23 protein-coding genes are annotated in these 24,814 nt (G+C 45.4%); 7 read left to right on the forward strand and 16 right to left on the reverse strand.

Features of this window, described 5'->3' with window-relative positions:
* Positions 1–80 precede the first annotated feature (80 nt).
* Positions 81–1,760, reverse strand: a complete 1,680-nt coding sequence (locus GON05_RS31330; RefSeq protein ID WP_157324925.1) for an extracellular solute-binding protein — start codon at positions 1,758–1,760, stop codon at positions 81–83.
* 435 nt (positions 1,761–2,195) lie between these two features.
* On the opposite strand from GON05_RS31330, the gene GON05_RS31335 reads away from it, so the two are divergent.
* Positions 2,196–3,056, forward strand: coding sequence for a 3-keto-disaccharide hydrolase (locus tag GON05_RS31335; protein ID WP_157324927.1), 861 nt, complete (start codon positions 2,196–2,198; stop codon positions 3,054–3,056).
* Here the strand turns inward: GON05_RS31335 and GON05_RS31340 are convergent.
* Entirely contained in the window at positions 3,053–4,096 is a 1,044-nt protein-coding gene (locus tag GON05_RS31340; protein ID WP_157324929.1) for a LacI family DNA-binding transcriptional regulator, read from the reverse strand. The genes GON05_RS31335 and GON05_RS31340 overlap by 4 nt on opposite strands.
* A gap of 104 nt (positions 4,097–4,200) precedes the next feature.
* On the opposite strand from GON05_RS31340, the gene GON05_RS31345 reads away from it, so the two are divergent.
* Positions 4,201–5,034: a sugar phosphate isomerase/epimerase family protein gene (locus GON05_RS31345; protein WP_157324931.1), complete on the forward strand. Its 834-nt coding sequence runs from the start codon at positions 4,201–4,203 to the stop codon at positions 5,032–5,034.
* Positions 5,035–5,114: 80 nt separating this feature from the next.
* Here the strand turns inward: GON05_RS31345 and GON05_RS31350 are convergent, their stop codons facing one another.
* The 11 genes from GON05_RS31350 to GON05_RS31400 form a co-directional block, all read right to left on the reverse strand.
* Positions 5,115–6,314: an MFS transporter gene (locus GON05_RS31350; RefSeq protein ID WP_157324933.1), complete on the reverse strand. Its 1,200-nt coding sequence runs from the start codon at positions 6,312–6,314 to the stop codon at positions 5,115–5,117.
* Positions 6,315–6,375: 61 nt separating this feature from the next.
* Positions 6,376–6,975, reverse strand: coding sequence for a TetR/AcrR family transcriptional regulator (locus tag GON05_RS31355; RefSeq protein ID WP_127448999.1), 600 nt, complete (start codon positions 6,973–6,975; stop codon positions 6,376–6,378).
* A 106-nt stretch (positions 6,976–7,081) separates the two neighbouring features.
* Complete coding sequence (locus GON05_RS31360; RefSeq protein WP_157324935.1) at positions 7,082–8,272, reverse strand: oxalate decarboxylase family bicupin; 1,191 nt, start codon at positions 8,270–8,272, stop codon at positions 7,082–7,084.
* A 173-nt stretch (positions 8,273–8,445) separates the two neighbouring features.
* A complete protein-coding gene (deoC, locus tag GON05_RS31365) occupies positions 8,446–9,117 on the reverse strand; it encodes a deoxyribose-phosphate aldolase (RefSeq protein ID WP_157324937.1) in 672 nt (223 codons plus the stop codon).
* 30 nt (positions 9,118–9,147) lie between these two features.
* Positions 9,148–10,104 carry a sugar-binding transcriptional regulator gene (locus GON05_RS31370; RefSeq protein ID WP_157324939.1) on the reverse strand — a complete coding sequence of 319 codons (957 nt, stop codon included), beginning with the start codon at positions 10,102–10,104 and terminating at the stop codon, positions 9,148–9,150.
* A gap of 157 nt (positions 10,105–10,261) precedes the next feature.
* The gene (locus GON05_RS31375; RefSeq protein ID WP_181646291.1) at positions 10,262–10,579 is read right to left on the reverse strand and encodes an NIPSNAP family protein; all 318 of its coding nucleotides are present in this window, start codon (positions 10,577–10,579) and stop codon (positions 10,262–10,264) included.
* Between the two features lie 39 nt (positions 10,580–10,618).
* Positions 10,619–11,572, reverse strand: coding sequence for an aldo/keto reductase (locus GON05_RS31380; protein WP_157324940.1), 954 nt, complete (start codon positions 11,570–11,572; stop codon positions 10,619–10,621).
* A gap of 61 nt (positions 11,573–11,633) precedes the next feature.
* Entirely contained in the window at positions 11,634–12,833 is a 1,200-nt protein-coding gene (locus GON05_RS31385) for an MFS transporter (RefSeq protein WP_157324942.1), read from the reverse strand.
* Positions 12,834–13,020: 187 nt separating this feature from the next.
* Positions 13,021–14,763 (reverse strand): ABC transporter ATP-binding protein, encoded by a 1,743-nt coding sequence (locus GON05_RS31390; protein WP_157324944.1) that lies wholly within the window; start codon positions 14,761–14,763, stop codon positions 13,021–13,023.
* A 195-nt stretch (positions 14,764–14,958) separates the two neighbouring features.
* Positions 14,959–15,663: an aspartate/glutamate racemase family protein gene (locus tag GON05_RS31395; RefSeq protein WP_157324946.1), complete on the reverse strand. Its 705-nt coding sequence runs from the start codon at positions 15,661–15,663 to the stop codon at positions 14,959–14,961.
* Positions 15,664–15,678: 15 nt separating this feature from the next.
* Complete coding sequence (locus GON05_RS31400) at positions 15,679–16,569, reverse strand: LysR family transcriptional regulator (RefSeq protein WP_157324948.1); 891 nt, start codon at positions 16,567–16,569, stop codon at positions 15,679–15,681.
* Positions 16,570–16,650: 81 nt separating this feature from the next.
* Between GON05_RS31400 and GON05_RS31405 the strand changes: the two genes are divergently transcribed.
* Positions 16,651–17,877 carry an MFS transporter gene (locus tag GON05_RS31405; protein ID WP_157324950.1) on the forward strand — a complete coding sequence of 409 codons (1,227 nt, stop codon included), beginning with the start codon at positions 16,651–16,653 and terminating at the stop codon, positions 17,875–17,877.
* A gap of 221 nt (positions 17,878–18,098) precedes the next feature.
* Here GON05_RS31405 and GON05_RS31410 read toward each other — a convergent pair whose 3' ends face one another.
* Positions 18,099–18,704, reverse strand: coding sequence for a TetR/AcrR family transcriptional regulator (locus GON05_RS31410; RefSeq protein ID WP_157324953.1), 606 nt, complete (start codon positions 18,702–18,704; stop codon positions 18,099–18,101).
* A gap of 206 nt (positions 18,705–18,910) precedes the next feature.
* Between GON05_RS31410 and GON05_RS31415 the strand changes: the two genes are divergently transcribed.
* From GON05_RS31415 to GON05_RS31430, 4 genes are all read left to right on the forward strand, one after another.
* Positions 18,911–20,068, forward strand: coding sequence for a Gfo/Idh/MocA family protein (locus tag GON05_RS31415; RefSeq protein ID WP_157324955.1), 1,158 nt, complete (start codon positions 18,911–18,913; stop codon positions 20,066–20,068).
* Positions 20,069–20,151: 83 nt separating this feature from the next.
* A complete protein-coding gene (locus tag GON05_RS31420) occupies positions 20,152–20,898 on the forward strand; it encodes a DsbA family oxidoreductase (protein WP_157324957.1) in 747 nt (248 codons plus the stop codon).
* Between the two features lie 4 nt (positions 20,899–20,902).
* Positions 20,903–22,312, forward strand: a complete 1,410-nt coding sequence (locus GON05_RS31425) for an MFS transporter (RefSeq protein WP_157324959.1) — start codon at positions 20,903–20,905, stop codon at positions 22,310–22,312.
* Between the two features lie 31 nt (positions 22,313–22,343).
* Positions 22,344–23,006, forward strand: a complete 663-nt coding sequence (locus tag GON05_RS31430) for an NAD(P)H-dependent oxidoreductase (RefSeq protein ID WP_157324961.1) — start codon at positions 22,344–22,346, stop codon at positions 23,004–23,006.
* Between the two features lie 84 nt (positions 23,007–23,090).
* Here GON05_RS31430 and GON05_RS31435 read toward each other — a convergent pair whose 3' ends face one another.
* Together GON05_RS31435 and GON05_RS31440 are read right to left on the reverse strand one after the other, a co-directional pair.
* On the reverse strand, positions 23,091–23,636 hold the full coding sequence (locus tag GON05_RS31435; protein ID WP_157324963.1) for a glutathione peroxidase: 546 nt from the start codon (positions 23,634–23,636) through the stop codon (positions 23,091–23,093).
* Positions 23,637–23,818: 182 nt separating this feature from the next.
* On the reverse strand, positions 23,819–24,802 hold the full coding sequence (locus GON05_RS31440) for a glucosamine inositolphosphorylceramide transferase family protein (RefSeq protein ID WP_157324965.1): 984 nt from the start codon (positions 24,800–24,802) through the stop codon (positions 23,819–23,821).
* Between the last annotated feature and the right edge of the window lie 12 nt (positions 24,803–24,814).

Consider the following 24,814-nt stretch of genomic DNA (forward strand, 5'->3'; position numbering starts at 1 on the left):
CGTTTCAGACTCGCAAACACCACTTCACCACCTGTCAATGATTTACGGTGAGATATCACCCACCGCTGCCATCTAAACCATTATTTGGCCGGATACATTTTATCCAGTTCGTCAAGTGATTTTTGACCGCCTGCCTTCAACCACTGCTGCACAAAGGTATCGAAATAATCGACAGGCTTAGTACCCGTTATGATATCCGTAAAGGTCGTGATGGTCAGAGTGTCCAAGGAAGCAACGTTCGTTAACCATACATCGGGTCTTTGAATGCCCAGGATACTCTGAACGATGGCCTTGTCGGGGATGTATTTGTTCAAAACGATGGGTAAAGAGCCTGACTTGGACATTTGACCCCAAGTACCGAAGGCGTTGTCATCTTTGGCAAGAGTTCCATTTTCAAAGCCAGCAATATAGTCATATAAGGGCTTTGCGGCAGGAGGAAGGCCTTCGGACGAGCCTTTATCCATTGCTTTCAGCAAATCTGCTGCATAAACCTCACCCGGTTGATCGATATAAATTGGCGATAAGCGATATTGCTCGTTAGCCCAATATTTATCGTAGACATCCTTTGTAGAATAATTAACGGTCTCATCGTACAGATTTAGCATTTTAATGACGGCTTCGGGGTTTTTGTAATCTTTCCTTACCATCGTCATCTGGCCTACAGCATTACTCTCGATACCAATCTTGTAATCGTAGCCGGACTGTGTGGGGATCGGGTAGGGACGTACGATGACGCCATCTTTTTTATACACATTATTGTAGGGATACCAGGTGCCCCAGTTACTGCCGAAAGCCATACCGATCTTGCCGCTGGTGATATCTTCTACGAGTGCTGATTCGCTTTTGGAGGTAAAATCCTTATTGATAAGTCCTTGTTTATACATATCTGCCAATGCAGCAAGCGCCGGCTTCATGTTCGGCTGAATCCAGGCAAACGTCATTTTGCCATTTTGATCACGATAAAACATGCTTTCGTCGCGCCCAGGTACGCCAAACGCAGAAACCAAACCAAGAATGCTGGCATGATTTTGTCTGATGAGATCCTTGTTGAGAGCAAGGCCAATCGTATCACCATTTTTACCATTTCCATCCGGATCTTCGGTGGCGAACTTTTTAGCCAGAGCAACAAGTTCTTCGATGGTCTTAGGAGGCTGAGAATTCGTTCGTTTAAGCCAGTCTTCACGTATCCAAAGAAACGGCGCTTCGTGGAAGTTATCGTTCATTCGAGGTATGGCATAAAGTTTGCCGTCTATCGTAGCTCCCTTAAATGAATCAGCAAATCTCTTTTGATACTCCTTAATGGAATCCGTCGCGTATTTGTTATACACCTCGGTGAGATCAGCCAACTGCCCATTCTGTGCCAACTGCAGAAAAACGTTTGTATCCTGCGTTTTGAATACGTCCGGCAGATCACCTGAAGCAATGATGGCATTCAGTTTATTTTTATAAGCATCGGTACTGCTGTCGGCCGTGAAAGCAACCTGAAGATCAATATTGAGCTTATCTTTGAACAAGCGGCTCCAACGGTTATCTTCCCAGGTTTCATTGTCCAGGAGTTTGGAAGCGGCTGCTGTTTGAACAGCCCAGGTCATGGTGACCGGTTTCTGATATTTCCCATTGGCGTCCATGTTTTCTGAAGGATTGCTAGTGCTTTGTGGATCAGACCCCGTGGTAGCGGTTTCACAAGCTGAAATAGTAAAAACCGTCAGTAGGGCCACCATCGCGTGCGGTAGAACTCTTTTGATTTTCAGCTCTTTCACGTGTAATTCCTCCTGTATTTGGATTGTTATAATGACACAGCTTTGTAAGCTATGATAAAGCTAAGGCTGATGAACATGTAACCAAAACTTGCATACAGTTTCTTATGTGTTCCCACTTTTGTGAACGCGTGTTTATTTGTTAGTATATACGTCCCTCGAATCGCCAAAAACCGACTGAACGCGCGTTTATTTTGGTTCAAAAAAATATCAGACTTCTAACCCACTATTTTCAAGCTTCAATGTGCCACCAACTTCGTGAACACGCGTCTATGGACTCATCATACACAACCGTCAAAAGCGCTGTCAACCTTTAATTTCTACACATTTCCAAATAAAAATGATCCACTCTCATAAACTCCATTGTCTAAACACGCGTTTATGATATAATTATCAAACAGGGAATTTTCCACTCATTGTTGAACACAAGGAGGTATTATGCAGAAAAACGACGCAAATTTCACCCCCATCTTCGATGGCAAAACGCTCACAGGATGGCATTTCGTTCCCCGCCTGCCTGTCCCCCGCGCTCCCGGCGAACCAGGCCCTGATCCTACAACCGAGAAATACCAACGCGCTGCGCAGACATGTGGAAAATGGACCGTTGAGGACGGTGCTATCACAGGTCGGCAGGATCCGCCGGGATCCGGTTATGGCGGTTATCTGCTTAGCGACGGGCTTTATGAGGATTTTGAATTGATTTTTGAGGCGCGTCCCGATTGGCCAGCGGATACGGGCATCTTGGTCCGGGCCTCAGCCCTCGGTTCTCAAGGATTCCAAATCCTTCTGGACCACCGCCGTTCGGGAAATATCGGTGGTATTTATGGCAATGGGATCGGTGGCTTCCATGGCATTTCTTTCACCCTTAATGCGACATACGATGAGCAAGGAAATCCCACAGGGCTGCGGCTGGAAGACCCCTCGACAACCATTGAACCCCTTACACCCGACAAACCCGCACTGCTTGATTACGCAGCCAACGGCGAGGAGTTCCTGTCCATATGGAAATGGAATGAGTGGAATACATTCAAAATTCGTGTAGAAGGGGCGTCCCCGCGAATCACCGTACATATTAACGACATGAAAATTTCAGAAATGAATACTGCGGATCTGAAGCATCCTTTCTATGATGCAGCTAAAGTCCGGGAACTCCTTGGCTCGAAAGGACATATCGCGTTTGAAATCCATGATAACGATCCTGGAATGGGAGATGCGCGCTGGGCACCAAACGCAGCTTGCAGATGGCGCAATATTCAAATTCGGGAGCTTAGTCAACCGGGGAACGAACCAAATATTTAAATTCTTCGGCATGATTCTCTGACCACAAGGCTGCAATCAACCGTGATTTCTTTTATATCCGTAGTCTTCTGTTCAATTTTTGTGATTAAGCAGGAGGTCATGCGTTTCAACATATCGCTAAAATCAACACGAATCGTCGTCAAAGCGGGATGATGTTTTTCACTTAGGGCATGATCATCAAATCCAATCATGGATAGATCTTCGGGGACACGCAGCTTATGCTCTTTCAGCGCCCGAATGGCTCCAAATGCTACACTATCGTTCGCTGCTATGATCGCTGTTGGCAGATCCGTTTCCTGACTCATTAGTTTTTGTATAGCTTTATAACCGCTGCTCTCATGAAAATCGTTGCCATTCAAAACCCAGTTCGGATTCACCTGTAAGCCGCACATGCGCATCGCTGTTTTGTAGCCCTCATATTTGGTCTGGCCGGATAGACGATTCATATCCCCATTGATGACACCAATGCTAGTATGGCCAAGTCCTGCCAAATAGGCTACGGCCTGTTTCATGCCTGAATCATTATTAAATTTGGATACAATTCGATTCGGTTCAGGATGATCCGAAAGCGTTTGATCAACAATGCCGATTACAAAACCTTCATCAACTAATTCTTCAATGAACGGTTCATGAATGGCTGCTCCGATAAAGATGCCGCCATCGATTCTACGCTGGAAGAAGATTTCTTTTACGTTTTTGATCATTTCCGTATCCTTGGCATCACGAATAATGTGGGTAAGCACATAATAGCCGTGCTCGGAAGCGTGTTCGATAACACTAACGATCAGCATATTCGTCAGCATATCGCCGGATACATTCCCTTGCTCAATGAGAAACAGCCCAATCGTACGCGCCCGCTTCCCAGCAAGGACCTGGGCAGACACATTTGGGAAATAATTATATTGTTGTATCACTTTCAAAACCTTCTCGCGCGTTTCAGCAGGTACATTCGAATAATTGTTGATGACCCTGCTTACCGTGCTTCTGGAAACCCCGGCAAGCTTAGCAATCTCTGTGCTGTTGATCTCTGGTTTTTTCATGTTGCTCATCCTCTTTCGTGAACGCGTGTTTACGCACATCATACACATGCCTAGAAATCGTTGTCAATATTTTTTAATATCTATTCACAAAAGGTGGGGTTGCGATGCGTCTTGGCGGTCAAGTATTTCTGAATGAGAAAAACCCGGAGAATTGGGCGCTTGCCCTTAAAAAAGCTGGCTTTCGCGCAACAACTTGCCCGATTAGCGGTGAGGAGGATATCGGTGAGCTGGAAGATTATCTGACTTTGGCCAAGCGCTATGACATCCTCATCTCCGAAGTCGGTGCCTGGAGCAATCCAATCAGTCGAAATGAGGAAACAAGGCGGAAAGCCATTGCCTATTGCATAAAAAGGCTGGAGTTGGCAGAGCGAATTGGTGCACAATGCTGCGTTAATATAGCCGGATCCCGAGGAGAGCAATGGGACGGCCCCGACCCCGAGAATTTTAGTGAAGACACTTTTGAGCTGATTGTGGAAACAACCCGCGAAATTATAGACGCTGTAAAGCCTGAGCGTACGGTTTTTGCGCTTGAGATGATGCCTTGGATTTTCCCGGATTCCGCAGATTCTTACCTTTCTCTCGTTCAGGCCATTGACCGTAAAGGCTTCGGGGTTCATTTCGATCCTGTGAACATCGTCACGAATCCACGTATTTATTATCGCAATGGTGACATGATCCGAGATTTTTTTGCGAAGCTTGGACCCTATATACGAAACTGCCATGCCAAGGATGTTCTACTGAGGGGCAAGTTAACCGTGCATCTGGATGAGGTTATTCCTGGTCAAGGTCATCTGGACTATCGGACATTCCTCACAGAACTTAACAAGCTCCATCCCGATACAACGCTCATCATTGAGCATCTTTCAAGCAACGAAGCCTATCAGCAAGCTGCGGGGTATATCACAGAAATTGCCTCGGAGCTCAAAATCCCGTTGTAAGAAAAAAACAGAGCCCGCTAACTCGCGGAGCTCTGTTCATCCTTTCTTTTCGTCGCACGTGTTCCTCATCAAAAGGATTATTAAGCCCCCTGCAAGCTGCGCTTTTTCGCTGCAACCGATAAAACGCAACAAATTAACAAGACCAAGCTCGCCAGCGTATATGGATAATTGACATTCAAGTCTAATAAAAAACCAGCTGCAATAGGCCCAACAATATTACCAAGACTGGTAAAAGCGGAGTTCAAGCCGGCAACATAACCTTGCTGATCCTCAGCCACCATGGACAATTGGGTACTGATTGCGGGTCGTAAAACATCGATCGCCAAAAATACAACAAAGGTAACAGCAAAAATCATCCAGAATTGGTGAACGAAAAGCGTCAGCAGAATAAACAAACCTGCAAAGAAAAGACAAAGAGAAATAACAAGCTGCTCCCCCAAACGATTCAATATCCAACTAAAGGCTGTGACTTGAATCACGGCGCCAGCTATGGAACCGAACGTTATGATAAAGGCGATATCCTTGGGCTGAAAACCAAATTTTCGATCCACAAAAAGTCCATAAATCGTTTCGTAATTAGCAAGCCCAAAAGACATTACAAAAACGATAATTAAACTTAAAAAATAGGGCTCTTTGTAAGCATTCTTCATTTGTGATAAAAGCCCTTTTCGTTCAACTGCTGCTCTAGGTGGCGTATCTGATGCTTTCTCTTTTGCAGGAAGCGACTCCCTTAGAATAAACATGGTGATGCACGCCGCAAAAAGTCCCGCAGCCGCCGCGGAGTAAAAAGGTACGCGAATCCCAAATTCAGCGATATAACCGCCTATACCGGGTCCAATAATAAACCCCGTCGTAATCGAGGCTGTAATATACCCCATTCCTGCCGCTCGTTCTTCCTGAGTCGTGATATCCGCTGCGTAAGCCATAACGGCCGGCATGATCATGGCTGCACTGATGCCGCCTAGCATCCTTGAAACAAATAACAGGGCAGGCGAACTGGCTAATCCAAACATGCCTTCAGAGACGGCGAACACAATCATGCCAATGACGATCATCTTTTTTCTGCCAAATGAATCAGCCAAACGGCCGGCCAACGGCGAACAAAGAAATTGCGTCAGCGAAAACGAAGCAATCAACAACCCGATAACTCCTCCGGTGATCCCTAGACTATCCATAAATTTAGGCATAATAGGGATAACAAGCCCTATTCCCGAAAAGACTAGAAAAAGATTAAACATAAGTACTAATAAAGCGCCTTGATGTCTTGTCAATAATGTCATTTAAATTCCTCCCGATCTCGAAAAACACTGAATATATATTCAGTATTATTGCAAAAAAAAGCTAGCGGATAGGCTTGGCAATGCCCTGCAGAAACACATCCACAGCCAACCGATAGGTCGCTAGCGCTTCCACTCGTTCCATTCTCCGGCAATGCTGGCTTAACCCGAGCAGCAAGCTGTCCAAAATAATCGCGTGACCGGAGACATTCGAAATTTCGAATTCCTGGTTATCGATTCCCTTTTGAAGCAATTCCCGATTAAAGTCAATGTACCCTTTAACCATTACGTTTATTCGCTCCTCCACATCCGGAGCTTTCTCTGCATTATTAAAAAACTCGTCAGCAGCTCTCGTCAACGGATGACTCAGCTGATCAAGCGCCAAATATTCAACCATGCCGTATAATTTATCGGTTGTGGTCAGGTACAACTTTTCTTTAACCAACCAATTACTATCCCATTCCCTGTTCCATTCCTCAAGCAAGTATAAAAAAAGCCCTTCCTTGTTCTTGAAGTGATAGTAGATGTTACCTGCGCTACACCCTACTGCTTTTACAATGTCTTCAATAGCGGTTGCTTTATAGCCCTTTTGGGCAAATAAAGCTCTTGCCGCGTCAGCTATCTTCTTCTTCGTTAGCTCGGTCTGCTGTTTCTTTTTATTCACACTTGCTTCACCGCTTTCTGGCTGACAGGTCTGGACAATGAAAATCGCCTATAATACTGAACATTCATTCAGTATTATAGGCGATTACTAACATCTTTGCAAACACTTATTTGTTCGTTCTTGGGTAAGAAATCCCCGGATTTTTAACGATAAATTGTTTTTCTTTATTCAATGCGTGAATGAATTCAGGTCCAAGATTTAAATTTTGCGATACGAGTTGCGGAGGTGTGAGCGCCATCCACTGATTCAACGAAACATCTTCAAAGCGGTCACTCCTGAACATCTCCAAAGCCCACACGCTTTCATTACCCGTGTTTTGAATATAGTGGCCGAAAGCCCGCGGTACATAACCCACATCGCCAGCACGATAATTAAAAGTACGTGCCGTACCGTTGGGTGCCATAACTGTCATGCGCGCCGTACCCGAGATATAATACTGCCATTCATCCGCGTTTGGATGCCAGTGCATCTCTCTCATGGAACCCGGTTTGATTTCAAGTAACGCTGCGGATATTTGAGTCGAAATAGGGAAATTGCTTGAATCCACGATACGCACTTCACTCCCGCCCGGGGTTATAATCGGCTCTTGTGCAAGCAGTCGATGTTTAAAGGGCAAGGGCACCGTACCTTGAGGATCTGCCACCTGTTGACTTTCTATTGGACCGGGCACTTCGGATTGAAAAATGTATACCTGATGGTTCGGGATATTGTTAAAAGCACTTTGGGGAACGCCAAAATTCGCTGAAAGAACTTCCTTTGGTGTATGTGCGAAGAAATCAGAGATAGCTAATGTATTAAGATCAGAGAAATTACCGTCCGGGAAAACGAGCAAAAACTCCGTACCTTCCTCGAGTCCTTGAAGAGAATGCGGAATTCCTGGAGGAAAGTACCAGAGGTCTCCTACGCCTATGTCGGCAATAAAGTTCCTCCCGTTTTGATCGACGGATGTAATGCGTGTTCGCCCCACAAGCACGATCGCCCATTCCGCTTGCTGATGCCAATGCATCTCTCGCACACCACCCGGAGTCAGAGCCATATTCACCCCAGCAACCTCGGTCGCAATCGGAAGTTGTCTAACCGTCACTTCACGTGACCAACCACCGTGATTCAACTGCATATTCGTATCGGAAAAAGAGAATTTCAGATTGGGAAGCGAACCGGCATCGGTGACAGGAGAAACCAGCATGTCAGGATTCTCCCTGTCTCGCATAATATCACGTGGTCCTAAATCCCACCAACCAGCCCCATCACTTCGGATCGGTTGAGGTATATTTTGATTCGGTGTATTGATTTTCATATGTTTCACACCCCATATTCTAACCACTTCAAATTTGCCACTGGTTAAGTGCCTATCTTAGGTTATGAATACAGTCCGAAATTGGAAATTTGTCCTCCCGATTTGTTTAGCTCTTTTGAAAATGTAAAAAAAAGGAACAGAACCAAATCCTAAGGATTCGTCTGTTCCTTTTTTTAATAGCCTTGTCCTTTGCCGCCGGTAACGATGGCGATACTGGAGCTTGCACCGATCCGCGTTGCGCCGGCCTCAACGATCTTGCGAGCTGTTTCGAGATCGCGCACGCCGCCAGATGCTTTAACGCCCATTTCGGGTCCAACTGTTTTCCTCATCAGCGCAATATCTTCCACTGTTGCTCCGCCATGTCCAAAACCTGTCGATGTTTTCACGAAATCCGCTCCAGCTTCTTTGCAGATCCTACTAGCCGTTGCTTTTTCCTCATTGGTCAGCAACCCTGTTTCCAGAATCACTTTAACGACCGCTTGGCCGTTGCTCGCTTGAACGACGCCTTCGACGTCTTTTTTCACAGTGTCCAAATCTCCGGATTTTAACGCGCCAATATTCAGCACCATATCCACTTCCGTCGCTCCGTTCGCGATGGCGTCGCGTGTTTCAGCCATTTTGGCGAATGTTGTGGTTGCACCCAAAGGAAAGCCAATAACAGTAGTAATGCCTACGCCCGAGCCCTCGAGTTCTTGCGCTGCAAGCGAGACCCACGTTGGATTTATGCAGACTGTAGCAAAGCTGTATTGTTTGGCTTCGCTGCAAATCTTCAAAATTTCACTCTTCGTTGCATCCGGCTTCAGAAGCGTGTGATCTATCATTTGAGCAATGTCTTTATTTTCCATGGGATTTACTCCTTTTACTTTTCCAATTATTCATTGTGATTGTTCATTGGCATAAGCCAATAAATGTTGTGCGGTAAATTGATCTGTAATCAATGTATTCGTATAGTTACCTTTAATAACACTGTAGATGGCTTCGACCTTCTTCATGCCGCCTGCGACGAGGATTGATTTCTCTTTCGTTCTCAATTCAGCGAGATCGATACCAATCGTGCGAAGATTCAACGCTTCACTGCACACTCGGCCTTCCAGATCGATAAATCTAGAGCAAATATCACCCGCACCCTTCGCGTGGATGATCTCCAGATCGGCTTCGGAGAAATAATTCGCTTTGATCAGCACCGAATCTTCCGAAGGTACACCAACGGTGAACACAGCGATATTCGCACGCTTGCCAATTTCTAGAATTTTACGGATATGCCGATCCGCCTCAATCGCCTGCTTCACAACTGCGTGATCCACGATCGCTGGCAATGGCAATAAATGCGGAGTAGTATTGAACGCATTACCAAAAAGATGAATAATCTCAGAAGCGTACGTATTCGTCTCCGAATAGCTGACACCACCGTTCAGTTGAACGACAGTCACATCTTTCACAAGCTTATTCGGCAAATGAGAGGCTACCTCGTAGAGCGTTGTTCCCCAAGTCATCGCGATCGTGTCGCCATCTTTCACGACTTCATCTAAATATACAGCGGCTGCTTCCCCAATATATTTCTTAACGATATGATCTTCATATTCAGGGACCGAAGCGACGACCGCCTTTTTGAGCCGGAACTTTGCTTCCAATTGTTCGGCTAAAAGTTCTTTATTTTCGGTCGGATCCATAATTTTGATCTGGACTATTCCCTCTTCTTTTGCCTGCTGCAAAAATCGGGATACAGTCGGACGAGATACGCCTAGCTTCTTGGCTATATCTTGTTGACTATAATCCAATTGGTAGTACATGCGAGCCGCATCTACAATTTTCTCCAGTTTGTCTCCGCCCATATGTTTCCGTCCTCTTCTTATCATGAAATTATGTTCATTCATAATGAACATAATTTCAAATCTATTATAACTCAACTTTTTACATTTTCAAATACTTGGACATATAAAAAAGAACCCGGCAGTATACCTGGCCTGGGCTCCTCAATATTCGCACTAGTCAAAGCACGAAGTATTCCGCTCTTTTCATAAAAATCTGCTCGACAGATGCAACAATTTTCCCGTCCTCTTCAGATTTCTGCTTTACTTCGTTCCACTCCTTGTCCTGCGAGAAAACTTCCCATTGTCTTGTTCTTTCTTCCATACTTTCATATTTCATCGTGTAATAGAGCTTGGGCTGCTCCTCCAAATCCTCCCAGAAATCACACACCTGCATGCCTAGTCTGGCAAAAATGCCAAGCGTATGATCGGAGAAACGCTTTCGAATCGCATCGATTCTTCCTGGATGAATGGTATAGATTCTCAATTCATATATCACTCAGTATTCACCTCCATCTTCTCATGATTTCGATCTACCTCAAAACGGAGGCGAATAAACAAAATCTTTACTTACTTCATCAAGCGCTTTCAGAACGTCCTCGGTAAGCTCAAGATTAACCGCCTTCAAATTCTCATCGATTTGGGATTCACGGGTCGCCCCGGCGATAACTGTGCTTACTGCAGGTTGGTGCAACAACCAGGCCAGCGAAAGAGCCGTGGCCGATGTGCCGATCTCCGCCGCGATCTTCGCCACCTGTTCCCCGACCTCCACGCGAGCGGAGTTCACACGCCGCACGAAGTTAGGATTCATATCCAACTGTGATCCGCTTGGTACAGAACCCCCCGAATATTTCCCTGTAAGAATTCCTCCTGCAAGTGGGAAATAAGGAATAATGCCGATTCCCTGATCCACGCAGAATGGAAGGAGCTCCTTTTCCACACCGCGGTCAACCAATGAATATCCGGGCTGCACCGAAACATACTTCACAAGCCGCTCCTTTTCGCTAATGGACAAGGCTTTCATCATTTGCCAGGCTGCATAATTTGAAGCGCCTACATATCTCACTTTTCCGGACGTCACCAGATCGTCCAAAACACGGAGCGTCTCTTCAAGCGGAGTCTTCGGATCAAAAACATGAATCTGATACAAGTCAATATAGTCTGTTCGCAAACGGCGCAAACTTCCTTCGAGTTCCTTTAGAATATGTTGACGCGAGGAACCTCTTGTATTCGGGCCTTCTCCTCGTTGTATCCCCACTTTTGTCGCAAGGAGCACTTCGTGGCGCCGTCCTTCAAACGCTTCTCCGATGATCTCTTCCGATTTCGTGCCTGTATAAATATTTGCAGTGTCAATAAACGTAATCCCATTATCCACTGCATGATGCAGGACTCGAATCGAGGTATTTTTGTCTGCGCGCCCCCCAAATGCATTTGTCCCCAAACCCAGCACCGAAACTTCCAATCCGCTTGTCCCCAAATTCCGATATCGCATAACGAATCCCTCCAGATTTTAGTTTTACGAACTTTTATTGCTCGGGAAATATTTCAAGTGTTCACAGTTGCTCGATGACGATCGAATTTCTCCTATTCAATCGTCTTTCCCTGTATAACACAATTCCGATAATAAGTAACGATAGCGCTACAAGCGAGCTTGGAATGATGAATATTTTCGGCGTTATCCCCTGAATGAACAGAGGCAAGAAATATCCGATTAAAGATGCTGTTTGCGAGATGAACACGTACAGGCTTGCCCCAAATCCTGTTCGGCTTAAAAACATCCGCTGCACATACCCCATGGCAACTCCGTACAGAATCGAAACAAAAAACGAATACAACGGCTGGACGGCAAAGAAAACAGGAAGCGAGGTACTGCTCGTATACGTCAAATAGGTGGCGAGTGCGAAACAACCGCCGAGTAAAATAATCTTCTTGCTACCGTACCGTGCCGCCAAGTATCCGCCCAGTGTCATGAAAAACAGCTCGAATACCGCCTGTGCACTCCATATATAGGACATAATCTCCGGCTTACCGAACAACTTTAATACGACAAGCTGTAAATATAAGCCTCGAATGGCATCAGCACAAGCGAGCATAAGCAGTGCAATCAGCATAACAATGGAGAACGGTTCTCCCTTCACAGCTTGCTTTACTCCCGGTTCACCCGTTGTCTCTTTGTACACCAGCAAGAGAACGACCAAACTTACATAGCCGGCCAAATTTCCCCACAGCACGCCTTTAAACGTTGCAATAAGGAAGATGTTTGCTCCCAGCAGCAGCCCCGTAAAAAAACCAATACTATACGTGGCCCGAAGCCATATTTGAGCCATCTCCACAATCTCACCGGCACTGCGGGCAAAATGATTTCTAGCCATGCCAAACAGCTGCCCCATAATTAATCCGGACGGTGCAACCGTTATCGTCATGCCAATGAGCGCACTCCGAAAATCGGAAGCATTCATGTAAATGAACAATCCGATGATGCAAAGAATGGCGGCTATTACCGGGAGCTTTTTCTTGTTCTTCAGCCGGTCACTGATCCATCCAACAGTAATCGTAATGGCCATATTGCAGAACAGGGCTACCGCGAAAACAGCAACGATCTGATCTTTCGAAAGCCCTACACTCTCGTTGAGATACACAGCATTCATTGGCGCTAAAATACCGGTTCCTATGCCGTAGAGAAACAACATAGTAAGCAGCGTTCTCGCTCCGGGGATCGAAACAAACTTGCGAACATCACGAATGATTTGCATGTCTACCTCATCATTTATTCTTTATTATCAATTATAAATAGTCATTCCTGTTATGAGAAGGAGTAAATAATTTTATACTAAGTTACCTAGAGTTAAGTGGAGCTGAAGCAGCAAATAAAAAAACAGATACATTCCAATTAATGGAAATACCTGTTTTTAAAAGAAGGCCGATTTGGGGTTTGAGCGTTTATACTTGTAATTCAAACTGCTTGGCATACAGCTGGGCATAAACACCATTTCGTGCTAATAAAACTTCGTGCGTTCCCTGTTCCATAATGCCGCCCTCTGTCAATACGATAATGCGTTCGGCATTACGGATCGTGGAAAGTCGATGGGCAATGACAATCGTGGTTCGCCCTTTTGCTAATAACTCCAGTGATTCCTGGACCAGGCTCTCACTTTCGTTATCAAGTGCACTTGTAGCCTCATCTAAAATAAGAACGGGCGGATTCTTTAAAAATACACGAGCGATGCTTAGCCGTTGTTTTTGACCACCTGACAATTTAACGCCTCGCTGCCCGATCTCGGTATGGTAACCGTTCGATAAATTCATGATAAAATCATGGGCATTCGCGCGTTTCGCGGCCTCGATAATTGCGGCTTCGTCCGCCTCCGGGTTTCCGTACCGGATATTGTCCATCACCGTTCCCGCGAAAAGGAAGATATCTTGCTGTACGACCCCGATATGATTTCTTAATGACCTCAGTTCGAGGTCCCGGACATTATTTCCATCCAATAATACATCCCCATGGGTTACTTCATAAAAACGGGGGATCAGGGAGCATAATGTCGTTTTCCCCCCACCGGACGGCCCTACTAGCGCCACATACTCTCCAGGTTGCACGCGTAGCGATACATTATTTAATACAGGTTTCAAGTGGGCTTCATACCGGAAGGAAACCTCCCTAAATTCAATGTCTCCATGTACTTCAGGAAGAATCAAAGCATTCGGTTTGTTGGCAATCGTCGGCTTTACATGCATGATTTCCATAAACCGCTGAAAGCCCGTTATTCCTTCTTGCAACTGAGAGCTCATATGCGTTAGCCGTTGTATGGGTTCAATCATAAAGCTGATATATAGCAAAAAAGTGATCAAATCCGCTATATGGAGTGTCTCGCGAACGATACTGGCACTGCCAAAGATAATCACCGTAATGGTAATCAGCTGGATGATCGACTCCACAGCGTTGTAGAAATACGCTTCCGCTTTGTATGTTCTCTTTCTGCTATCGAGAAAATGATTATTGGTCCGCTCAAACTTTTCGATTTCAACATGCTCGTTAGCGAACGACTTGACGACACGGATGCCCGATAGGCTATCTTCTACCTGAGCGTTTACGTCCCCGATTCGCTCCTTGTTATTTCTAAGGGCACGGTTTAACTTCTTATTGAAATACAATGAAAAAGCACCTAAAAACGGAAAGAAACAGAACACGGCTATCGTTAAGTTGGCGTTAATGGAAAATAAAATGAAAAATGCTCCAATAAAGCGGACAAGGTATTTCACATAGTCTTCTGGACCGTGATGGTAGAGTTCGGAAAGCAGCAGCAGGTCATTCGTTATCCGAGACATGAGCCGCCCCGTCTTTTCCTTATCATAAAAACCAAAGGAAAGCGTCTGCATATGTGCAAACAGCTCGCTGCGCAAATCTCTTTCCATGCGTGCGCCAACTTCATGACCTTTGAAATCTACAAAGTAATTCCCGATATTTTGGATCGCGACTAAAACAAGCATCAACCCGCCAATTTTATACACGCTGCTTAATGCTGAGGACAAGTCCCCCTGCAAAACGTCTTTCGTTATATGCTGAACGAGCAGCGGAAACAGCAATGTCACAGCAGAAACGATAAAGGAACAAGCCAATACACTAAGAAACAAGGGTAGATAGGGTTTGTAATAAGAAAAAAACTTTTTCACTGGAAAACGCATGGTTTTACCCCTTTTTCGTGTTATTTAACTAACACATCAAAGGGTGTACACCGCTAACATTTTAAGCAAGGGGTCCACCCTTTGATGTTGGTACGGTGATATAAATCGTTAAGTTTTCCATGTAAAATGCCTCCTCTATTCATTGATGCTTTGATTATAAGCGATATCTATCGGGAATAGACCCGTATAATTTAGTTATATACATTTATTACTAATTGCAAAGTCTACGGCGTATTCCGCATGGATTTTCGTTGTATCGAATACAGGAACCTTGCAGTCCGATTGAGATATTAACAGAGTGATTTCCGTGCAACCAAGGATGACCGCTTCCGCTCCATCTTGGACAAGAAGATCGATTATCGCCAAGTAGGACTGTTTCGAATTTTCATTCATAATTCCGAGACAAAGCTCCTCGTAGATAATATCATGTACAATTTTCCTGTCTGCTTCGCCTGGAACGATTACGTTAAGTCCAAACTTTTCAGTAAGTCTACCCTTATAAAAAGCTTGTTCCATCGTAAAAGCAGTTCCTAGTAAAGCGACTGTTTTTATGCCACATTTAACAATTTCCCTTGCCGTTGCGTCAGCAATATGCAGTAAGGGGATGGATACCGATTCTTCTACTTCTTTTGCCATCTTGTGCATCGTATTCGTGCATATGACGATGAAATCTGCACCACCTGCTTCGAGTTTTTGAGCTGATTCCATCATGATGTTTGTGGCTTCATCCCATTTTCCTTCATGTTGCAGCGTCTTGATTTCGTGAAAATCCACCGAATACATTAAACTTTTTGCGGAATGATGCCCACCTAGCTTTTCCTTTACGCCTTGATTGATAATTTGGTAATAAAGCAAGGAAGATTCCCAACTCATTCCACCTATCAGTCCTATGGTTTTCATAGCTAACACCTCATCTCATAGTTGGGTCTCTTTGGATAACCCCTCAAAATATTCAACAACAACCTCATGAAAATCCAGAGCTGCCGGTGATATGTAACGACTCTTATGCCATAATAATGCGATTTTCCGCACCACTTCGTGAGTCTCTACTTGCAAATATTTAATTTGTGCTCGATCATTTCTAGCCGTGCTTGGTATGAAAGCTATGCCAATTTCGGCTTCCACCAGATTGACCAGCCTTGCCGGTTCATCCCCTTCGTACACATAATGAGGGGTAAATCCAACCGATTTGCACACGGGGTCCATTAAATCGCGTGTACCGTAGCCAACTTTTAGCCCGACAAACCATTCATCCTTCAGTTCGCTCAAAGATACGCTGCTTCGCTCCGCCAACCGATGCCCCATCGGAACTGCAACAAGGATGGGGTCGATGAAGACGACTTGACATTCGATCTCATCCCGTTCAACAGGAGGCGAGGACAAGCAATAATCGACCTCACCTCGCTCTAGAAGCATAATCATTTCTTGTGTAGTCAGCATTTGGACGTGAAATTGAATATTCGGCCGCTTTTTTCGATATTTCCGAAGAATGTCGGGTAATACGCTTGCGCTGGTTACTCCTAATTCAAGTGCGCCATGATCGGGGCTGGCTAAATCGCTGAGTTCCTGCTTCCCCTGTTCCAATTCAAACAAAGCCCTTTCTGCACGCCGAAGAAATCTTCTTCCGAACTCATTCAGTTGCAACTTCCTGCCGATTCGATCGAATAGCAAGACGCCTAGATCCTCCTCCAGGCGTTGAATCGTTTTGCTCAATGACGATTGTGTGACATGCAGTTTCCGGGCAGCTTCGGTCACATGCTCTGAACGAGCGACCGCAAGAAAATAGTGCAGTTGAAGAAGTTCCATTCCGTACACCCCATTCATTCCTTCTAATCAATGAGATTATAGCATGAAATGCATTGGAATAAATAACAGATTTCAATTACGATGATAATAGGAATTTCAAAGAAAGGACTGAGCATCATGAATCGTAAATTCGTCGTTTACCTTGTTGCGTTTGCTGCATTTCTTGGACCGTTCACACAAACCATTTACACCCCGGTGTTACCCGAGGTTGCCAGTCAGCTCCACTCCACCTCATTCGTTGTCAACTTGACGATTTCCGTGTTTACCTTATTTCTTGCCATGATGCAGGTGATTTATGGTCCGCTCACGGACTTGAAGGGCCGCCGCAAAGTCATGCTGTTCGGAATAACCTTGTATGTTATGGCTTCGGTTGGCTGTTTCTTCTCTGACACGATAGCGCTGCTGTTGGTCTTCCGAGCGCTGCAGGCGATTGGCATCGCTGCGGGATCTGTCGTGGCCGTTACGGTCATCAGCGATTTATTCGAAGGCAGAGAACGCGGCCAAGCGATGGGAACCTTTCAAATGCTGGTTTCGTTAGGCCCTGTGCTTGGGCCGGTCATCGGCGGCTTCCTTAGCGGACTGTTCAATTTTCATTCCGTATTTCTCGCACTTGCGGCAACGGGTATGCTTGTGTTGGTTTTCAACTACCTTTATTTGAAGGAAACGAAGCCGGACAACATCGAAGGTGCGCGCTTTCAACTGCGGGATTTTGCAGGCATTCTTCAGAATCGGATCGGATCGTCCATTATCTATCTTGGGTTCATTCAATATTACGCGTTTTATTATTTCCTGGTCTTCTTGCCGAATATTTTAACCGAGCGTTACGGCTTGTCAGCTGAGCAAAAGGGGCTTGTCTTTCTGCCGATGTCGCTTGGCATCGTGGTTGGCAGTTATTTGGGCGGGAAAATTCAAACACGGATAGAAGGGGAAAAACTGCTCGTTCTGACAACTTATCTAAATGCAATTTCGATCCTGTTTTTTCTGATCTTCTACGCAATTTCTTTACAATGGCTGCTGGTTGGCATTATTTTATTTGGCTTATTTCTCGGACTCTCTCTTCCGGTGCAAACCACGCTGCTGACTGGAGCGTTCACGAAAAACCGTGCGACCGCTGTTGGAGCATACAACCTTTTCCGATATATGGGAATGGCTCTCAGCCCGATCGTTGGCAGCCTATTTTACCGTATCGGGGGCTATTACTTGTTGTACGGTTTTATCGTGGTAGCCTTTCTGGCCTATGCCTTTCTGTTATCGCGACGTCTCCTTGGCGCACAAGTAACGAGTAGTCCGTCCCTTGAAAAAGGATGAGTTCGTTTCATTCCATCTTCTTCTTATCATCTTCAACCTTCGTTTCTAATACAAATCCCGCCCGATGGAGTGACTCCGATCGGGCGGGATTTGTTATACCTTTTAGCGCAAACCTTTTGCATCGATGAGCTTTGTGGTTGGTATTTGGCACACATAATACAGCCCCCTACTTTGCGTAGCTGGCTGTTTTTTTTTGCGTTATTAATGCAATACCATGTTCATCACTTATGGAATAGCGGCTCAATAAACACATGAAAGAGCTTGTTTTTAATCTCTTCTGGTGAATAACCGCGATGCTGTCTTTGGAAAATATAAACATCAGGACGCAATATCGCCATGATGGCATCCGACGTAAAAACAGCATCGAGGGCGAGGTTCTCCGTATTCTTCGCGACTTCGTTCAATAATTGGACGATAACGGAATGAATGGATTCGTAATGCTCTGAATAGAAAGGAACGTTTTGCTGCTCATCACCGCCACTGTTCGCCTGGATGGCTGCAAGAACGGGAGAATGCGTCTCAAGCGACTCCAAATGATACAGAAGTACGGTTTCCAAACGATCTTTAATCGGGCTGGAAGTATGTTCCCCTAAAAATGATTGGATCCGATCGTAGTTCTGGATGCAGCTTTCGCCGATGAGATCCCAGCACAATTCCCCTTTGTTGTTATAGCTTCGGTAAAGTGTGCCTTGCCCGACTCCAGCTTCTCGGGCGATCTGACGCATGCTGACATGCTCGACCCCATATTCAGCGAATAAAGCAGCTGCCTTTTCTAAAATGACTTGTCTGCGTATTTCCGCATCTTTGCGAAGGTTTTTCTCCAACATTAGATTTCCCCCGTTTATTAATATTATCCATTTGACAACCGGACCATGATCCGGTTATATTGTTTAACAAGCGGACCGCAGTCCACTAACGAGCTCGAATAACTCTTATTAGAACATATCTTATCCATCTTGTACAGGTGGGTCAATATCGTTAGGGAATGAGTCCGAGGTTCGCGATTGCCAATTAGATTAGAGGAGGAATTACAATGTCCAATCATCAACAGCAAGCCAATCATAAGAAAATCGGTGTAGGTATTATAGGAGCAAGTCCGTCCAACCCAGGGTGGGCTGTCGCCGCGCACATCCCGGCGGTTCAAGCGTTGCCGGACTTCCAACTGGTTGCGGTGAGCACGAGCAACCGCGAATCCGCAGATGCGGCTGCCGAAGCGTTCGGTGTTCCTGGATTCGATAATTACCAGGATTTGATTCAGCATCCTGACGTAGACCTTGTCGTGATTGCTATTAATGTGCAATACCATTACGATATCGCCCGAGCTGCTATTGAAGCAGGCAAAATGGTATACAGCGAATGGCCGCTTGGCATGTCCACGGAACAAGCGCAAGACTTGGTGAACCGTGCTAAGGAGGCTGGCGTTCGGACGTTTATTGGCTTGCAGGCGCGTTACTCTCCGGCAATCCAACATGCCCGCGATTTGATCACTCAAGGCTATATCGGCAACGTGCTCGCAACTACATTATCTGGTACAGCCTTGATCTGGGAACCCGTTACGATCCAAAAATTCGCTTATACGTACGACGTGAACGCCGGCGCGACCATGTTGGCGTCCGCAGGACTTCACGCGATCGACGGGCTGAATTACGTGCTCGGCGATTACAATAACGTGTCCGCGAAGCTTGAAGTTCGTCACCCTGAAGTTCAAATCGCGGATAATGGGACGACACTTAAAGTGACGGCTCCGGATCACATGGCCATAATAGGCACGCTTGAAAGTGGCGTGTTAGCGACAACCTTATACCGCAGCGGAACTTCGCGGGACTTCGACTTGCGTTGGGAGATCATCGGCACGGACGGCGAGCTTGTCATCACCGCCGATTTCAACGGAAATATGCAAAATACCGAGCTGAAATTGAGGGGCGGCAAAGGCGAAGACAAGACGATCGGCGAGATCGTCATTCCAAGCCAATACACCGAAGATATCAAATCGATTCCCGAAGGACCGGCAAGATCAAGCAACATCGGGAAATTTTACGCGAGCTTGGCTAAAGATCTTCGCGAAGGCACGAATGAAACGCCGGACTTCGTTCATGCTCTCAAACGTCACCGATTATATGACACGATCATGACGGCTTCCCGTACCGGAGTCGAGCAAAAAGTGAATGAAACGAACACAACATCTCATTAAAACATAACGAGTAAGATGCAACCGGAGAGGAGAGAGTATTTCTCCTTTCCGGCAAAAAAACATCCAGAAAGCGGGAGAAATCCATGAAGATAGAGGTCTGGACGGATATTGTGTGTCCATATTGCTATATAGGAAAAAGGAAGTTTGAAGAAGGGTTAAAAAAGTTCGAGCATCGCGATTCAGTGGAAATCGTATATCGCAGCTTTGAACTTGATCCGCACATGGCGGTTCACGTAAACGATGATATTTATGGGCTATCCGCCAAGAAATTCGGATCGACGAGAGCACATATGAAAGCTGTACATGATGATATCACAAAGCGTGCAGAACTAGACGGTTTGACATTCAATTATGATACTGCGATACACACGAATACATTTAATGCGCACCGTCTACTTCATTATTCCGCGCAATTCGGAAAAACGAACGAATTGTTGGAACGGTTGTACAAAGCCTATTTTACCGATTCCTTGCATATCGGGGACACGAATACACTTGTGATGATTGCCGTGGAAGTCGGATTGGACGCTGCTGGGACAGCCGCGATGCTAGACAGTGAGCAATACGCCGCCGAGGTAAGAGCGGACGAGCTTAAAGCTCAGAAGTTAGGTGTTCGAGGCGTGCCTTATTTCTTAATTAATGGAAAATACGCCATCTCTGGGGCGCAGACGAAAGAAGTATTTGTCGAGGCGCTAGAGAAAGCTTGGGCGGAGGAGCATCCCGTCGTTCAATTTCGTTCCGCAGGTGGGGATACGGAAGAGCTCGCCTGCCTAGACGGTTCATGCGCAGTGGAGCACCAAGAATTAAATAAACGAAAAGAGGAGGGTTAATTACGTGGGTGATCGGATTTCTAAAGCGAATATGTTGTTATTGATTTTAGTTTGTCTTGCACAATTTTTGGAAGTCATGAATTCCTCCACGGTGACCGTGGCGTTACCGGCGATCCAATCGTCGCTGCATATGAATACAAATAATTTACAGTGGATCGTCACTTCATATGTCCTCACCTTCGCTTGTTTTCTGCTAATCGGCGGACGTGCAAGCGACTTGATCGGGAGGAAACGCGTGTTGACGCTCGGTTTAGCGATTTTCGCGGCTGCTTCGCTCGCCGGCGGATTCGCGATGAATCCGGTTTGGCTCATTGCGAGCAGGGCGATTCAAGGGATCGGCGCGGCGCTGTCCATTCCCGCAGCCATGTCGTTGATTAGTACGTCGATTCCAGAAGGCGCGCAACGGAATAAAGCTTTTGCCATATTCGGCGCATTAGGTTCGGGCGGTTTCGCTGCGGGATCAATCGTTGGCGGGTTGCTGACAGACTCGCTCGGTTGGCGATCCTTGTTTTTCTTGAACGTCCCGCTCGGGATTGCGATCATAATCGGGTTAGTGTTTGTTAAAGAACGGCCGATGGAGCAAAAGAACAAGCAATCCATTGATTTGCCCGGCGCAATTGCCGTGCTGTTAGGCATATTCATTCTCGTATACGGGTTATCCATGCCTGATCTCGATGGCAGTTGGTCGACCACGAAAATCGTAACCTTAATCGTCGGAGCACTTATTCTGGTCGGATTCGTTTTCATCGAGAAATACGCCAAAAACCCGCTCATGCCACTCCGGTTGTTCCGTATCGGTTCGCTGGTATCATCGAATATTATCGGATTTTTAATGTATTCCTTCATGACCGCATTTATTTATTTCTCAACGCTGTATTTCCATGCGCTTGGCTATTCTTCATTAATAACGGGCTTGGCTTTTCTACCGCTCGGTTTATCGTCCGTTCTAGCCACGCAAATTACGCCTTACTTCATGCGTATATTCGGAGCGAAAATGTTGTTGATTGTTTCGCAGCTCGTTAATGCACTCGGCTTGTTCTGGTTAAGCACCATGTCCATGGACAGCGTCTATGCTGCATTTATTTTACCGGTCTTCATTCTATTAGGTCTCTCAACGGCAGCCGGATTTACGGCTATCATCGTAGGTTCCGTGAGGGATGTGCGACTTGAGGAGCATGGTGTGGCAGGCGGTATCGTAAATACGTTCTTGCAACTAGGAGGAAGCCTCGGATTGTCTATTCTGGCTACGGTCGCGAGCTCGGTGACGGCTTCGGCAACCGATGCATCGTCCAACGAAGCTATGCTGTCGGGATTTCAAACAGCATTAGTCGTTGGCGGCTGCTTTGCATTATTCGCTTTGCTCCTGGCCTTACTCAGCTTGAGAAAGAAAAAGGCAGCGTTGCTGCAAGCTTAAAAATTGTTAACCACACCAAGGAGGAAGCGACATGAATACGAGCGCAACAAAAAAAGAAGTGCTGGAAGCCTATCATTTTAGACATGCAACGAAAGCATTTGACCCAACCCAAAAAATATCCGAAGACGATTTCCAGTTTATCCTTGAAACAGGGAGATTATCGCCTAGCTCCAACGGTCTTGAGGCGTGGAAATTTCTAGTCGTTCAAAATCCGGAACTTAGGGAAGAGCTTCGGCCGTTCGCTTACGGCGCGTACAATCAACTGCCAACCGCGAGTCACATGGTCGTTATTCTTGCTCGTAAAGGACTTATCCCGGAATCCCCTTATATTTATGAACAGCTGACAAAAGTTAAAAAATATCCCGCTGAAATGGTGCGAAACAATGTGGGAGCATGGCACGATTTCTTCGATTCGTTCCATCTCGATAACGAACAAGCGAGAACAGCTTGGGCTTCTAAGCAAACTTATATCGCTCTAGGGAATATGATGACTTCCGCGGCGATGATCGGAATCGATTCGTGTCCGATCGAAGGCTTCGTACCTGATAGGGTCAACGAAATTTTGGCAAAACGGGGATTGCTCGGAGACGACGAGTATGAAGTAAGCGTTATGGTCGCTTTCGGTTATCGGGCAAAAGAACCGCGAGATAAAACAAGAAGAACGATGGAGCAAGTATCCGAATGGATTCTGTAACGTCCGTAAAATCAAAATGTTTCAAACAAGTTTGATTTTGCATAAAAAGCCAGCAAACTCAAAAGTTTGCTGGCTTTCGTTATGCTACAACAACGATGCAATTTTAGTATCAATTTCAGAAGGCAACACCGTTGATTCGAATCTTGCTATGACTTGCCCTTCACGATCAATTAAAAACTTAGAGAAGTTCCATTTGATCCCGTCGCCTATATAAATGTCCGGATATTTTTCACGCAGAAACTCGTCCATCCATTGGCCATCCTTGGTCAGCGTATCAAACCCTTTAAAAGGTGCTTGCTGCGTCAGATATTGAAATAATGGGTGGGTAGATGGACCTCTTACATCCGTTTTCTCAAACAATGGGAATGTGATCCCGAAGTTATTCTCGCAAAATACCTGTACTTCCGAATTGCTGGATGGCTCTTTCTCGTTAAATTGGTTGCATGGAAATGCTAGTATTTCAAAACCTTGTTCTCGCCGAGTTTCATAAAGATTTTGTAAATCAGCGAATTGACGCGAAAAACTACATTTACTTGCGGTGTTGACAATGAGAAGAACTTTCCCTCTGTAGTCTGACAGATTGACCTGCTTTCCATCTATCAAATTTGCTTGAAAGTGATAAATTGACATAGTAATGTTGTTCCTCCTCTTGTTCTGGTAATTATTGATATACTTATCATATTCTCAAAGTGTCTATTGGTCTAATATATTAAATCGATTATATTTATAGTTAATTCCAATAAACCTTCCTTGCTTCACACTCAGCCATAAATAAAAAAAATCCGCGACTTCCGCGGATTTGATGCTAGTTACTACCATAACTGAGCAATAAGCTGCAATTTTTTAATAATATTACGAGACAGCTTGTAAGAGCTATAGAAAGGTCTGTTCACAAAGCGTTTAGTCTTCCAAGCGAGATAGTTCTGTTCTTTTAAAAAATGCCCATCAACCGCGATCATCCACTTATTATCCTTCGTTCGGAGATGATCGATATGATGCATGCCATCCTTCCGCCAGCTTCCCTGTTGGCCCGACCCCGTCAGCAAACCAGGCTCAACGGCCTCCTCTGCATACTCTGTCTCACTCAGCTTCGTGATTCGAACAGCTCTAACCATCTTCCCGTAGGATGGAACTCCATCTTGTGTAAACCGATAAATCTCCCCATCCTGACAAACCACTTTTCCCGCCGGTCGAGATATATGCAGATCATTTTTTATAATAGGATTACAGGGATGTTCCACCCATTCTCCGTCCATTCGGTCAGCATAGAACAAATAAAGATTTCTTCCATCTTTGCTACCAACGAACATCCACCACTTCTGGTCATGATAGAAAAGGGTCGGATCCACAAATGAGCCAGATAGCAGCTGTCTTTTCCTCTCCCAGTTATATGGAAATTGCATGGATTTATATAAAAATACGCCACCTGCTTCCGCCGACTCCGGCAGCATATAATAGTCATTCTCATATGTAAATACGTTTGGATAAGACAGGTGAAAACTCTCTTTAAGGACAACTCTATCATAATGCCATTGTTCCCCGTCCGTACTGACAGCAACCGCAATTTCACCGCGTTCCGAATGTTTATTCAACACTTCAAAAAATACATAATACTTCGAACCATCCGAAACTACGAAAGGATCCGCTACAAACTCTGCCTCAACATCAGTAACATCCGTGCACTGAAGAGTAGGATAGGTCAAATCAAGTGGGTTAGCTCTTTTTGGAAAAATCGTGTCACTTTCTATAATCTTGATCGACCATACGGCAAGCTCAATTTTTTTGTTAAGATTCAACAAAGTGCCTCC

The organism is Paenibacillus anseongensis, assembly GCF_009757995.1.
Taxonomy (GTDB): Bacteria; Bacillota; Bacilli; order Paenibacillales; family NBRC-103111; genus Paenibacillus_E; species Paenibacillus_E chondroitinus.

Bases quoted from the DNA above. Each gene is read 5' to 3' on its own strand.
- GON05_RS31335 (WP_157324927.1), top strand. From the start codon at position 2,196: ATGCAGAAAAACGACGCAAATTTCACCCCCATCTTCGATGGCAAAACG.
- GON05_RS31340 (WP_157324929.1), bottom strand. From the start codon at position 4,096: ATGAAAAAACCAGAGATCAACAGCACAGAGATTGCTAAGCTTGCCGGG.
- GON05_RS31345 (WP_157324931.1), top strand. From the start codon at position 4,201: ATGCGTCTTGGCGGTCAAGTATTTCTGAATGAGAAAAACCCGGAGAAT.
- GON05_RS31350 (WP_157324933.1), bottom strand. From the start codon at position 6,314: ATGACATTATTGACAAGACATCAAGGCGCTTTATTAGTACTTATGTTT.
- GON05_RS31360 (WP_157324935.1), bottom strand. From the start codon at position 8,272: ATGAAAATCAATACACCGAATCAAAATATACCTCAACCGATCCGAAGT.
- deoC (WP_157324937.1), bottom strand. From the start codon at position 9,117: ATGGAAAATAAAGACATTGCTCAAATGATAGATCACACGCTTCTGAAG.
- GON05_RS31370 (WP_157324939.1), bottom strand. From the start codon at position 10,104: ATGGGCGGAGACAAACTGGAGAAAATTGTAGATGCGGCTCGCATGTAC.
- GON05_RS31380 (WP_157324940.1), bottom strand. From the start codon at position 11,572: ATGCGATATCGGAATTTGGGGACAAGCGGATTGGAAGTTTCGGTGCTG.
- GON05_RS31385 (WP_157324942.1), bottom strand. From the start codon at position 12,833: ATGCAAATCATTCGTGATGTTCGCAAGTTTGTTTCGATCCCCGGAGCG.
- GON05_RS31390 (WP_157324944.1), bottom strand. From the start codon at position 14,763: ATGCGTTTTCCAGTGAAAAAGTTTTTTTCTTATTACAAACCCTATCTA.
- GON05_RS31395 (WP_157324946.1), bottom strand. From the start codon at position 15,663: ATGAAAACCATAGGACTGATAGGTGGAATGAGTTGGGAATCTTCCTTG.
- GON05_RS31400 (WP_157324948.1), bottom strand. From the start codon at position 16,569: ATGGAACTTCTTCAACTGCACTATTTTCTTGCGGTCGCTCGTTCAGAG.
- GON05_RS31405 (WP_157324950.1), top strand. From the start codon at position 16,651: ATGATAATAGGAATTTCAAAGAAAGGACTGAGCATCATGAATCGTAAA.
- GON05_RS31410 (WP_157324953.1), bottom strand. From the start codon at position 18,704: ATGTTGGAGAAAAACCTTCGCAAAGATGCGGAAATACGCAGACAAGTC.
- GON05_RS31415 (WP_157324955.1), top strand. From the start codon at position 18,911: ATGTCCAATCATCAACAGCAAGCCAATCATAAGAAAATCGGTGTAGGT.
- GON05_RS31420 (WP_157324957.1), top strand. From the start codon at position 20,152: ATGAAGATAGAGGTCTGGACGGATATTGTGTGTCCATATTGCTATATA.
- GON05_RS31430 (WP_157324961.1), top strand. From the start codon at position 22,344: ATGAATACGAGCGCAACAAAAAAAGAAGTGCTGGAAGCCTATCATTTT.
- GON05_RS31435 (WP_157324963.1), bottom strand. From the start codon at position 23,636: ATGTCAATTTATCACTTTCAAGCAAATTTGATAGATGGAAAGCAGGTC.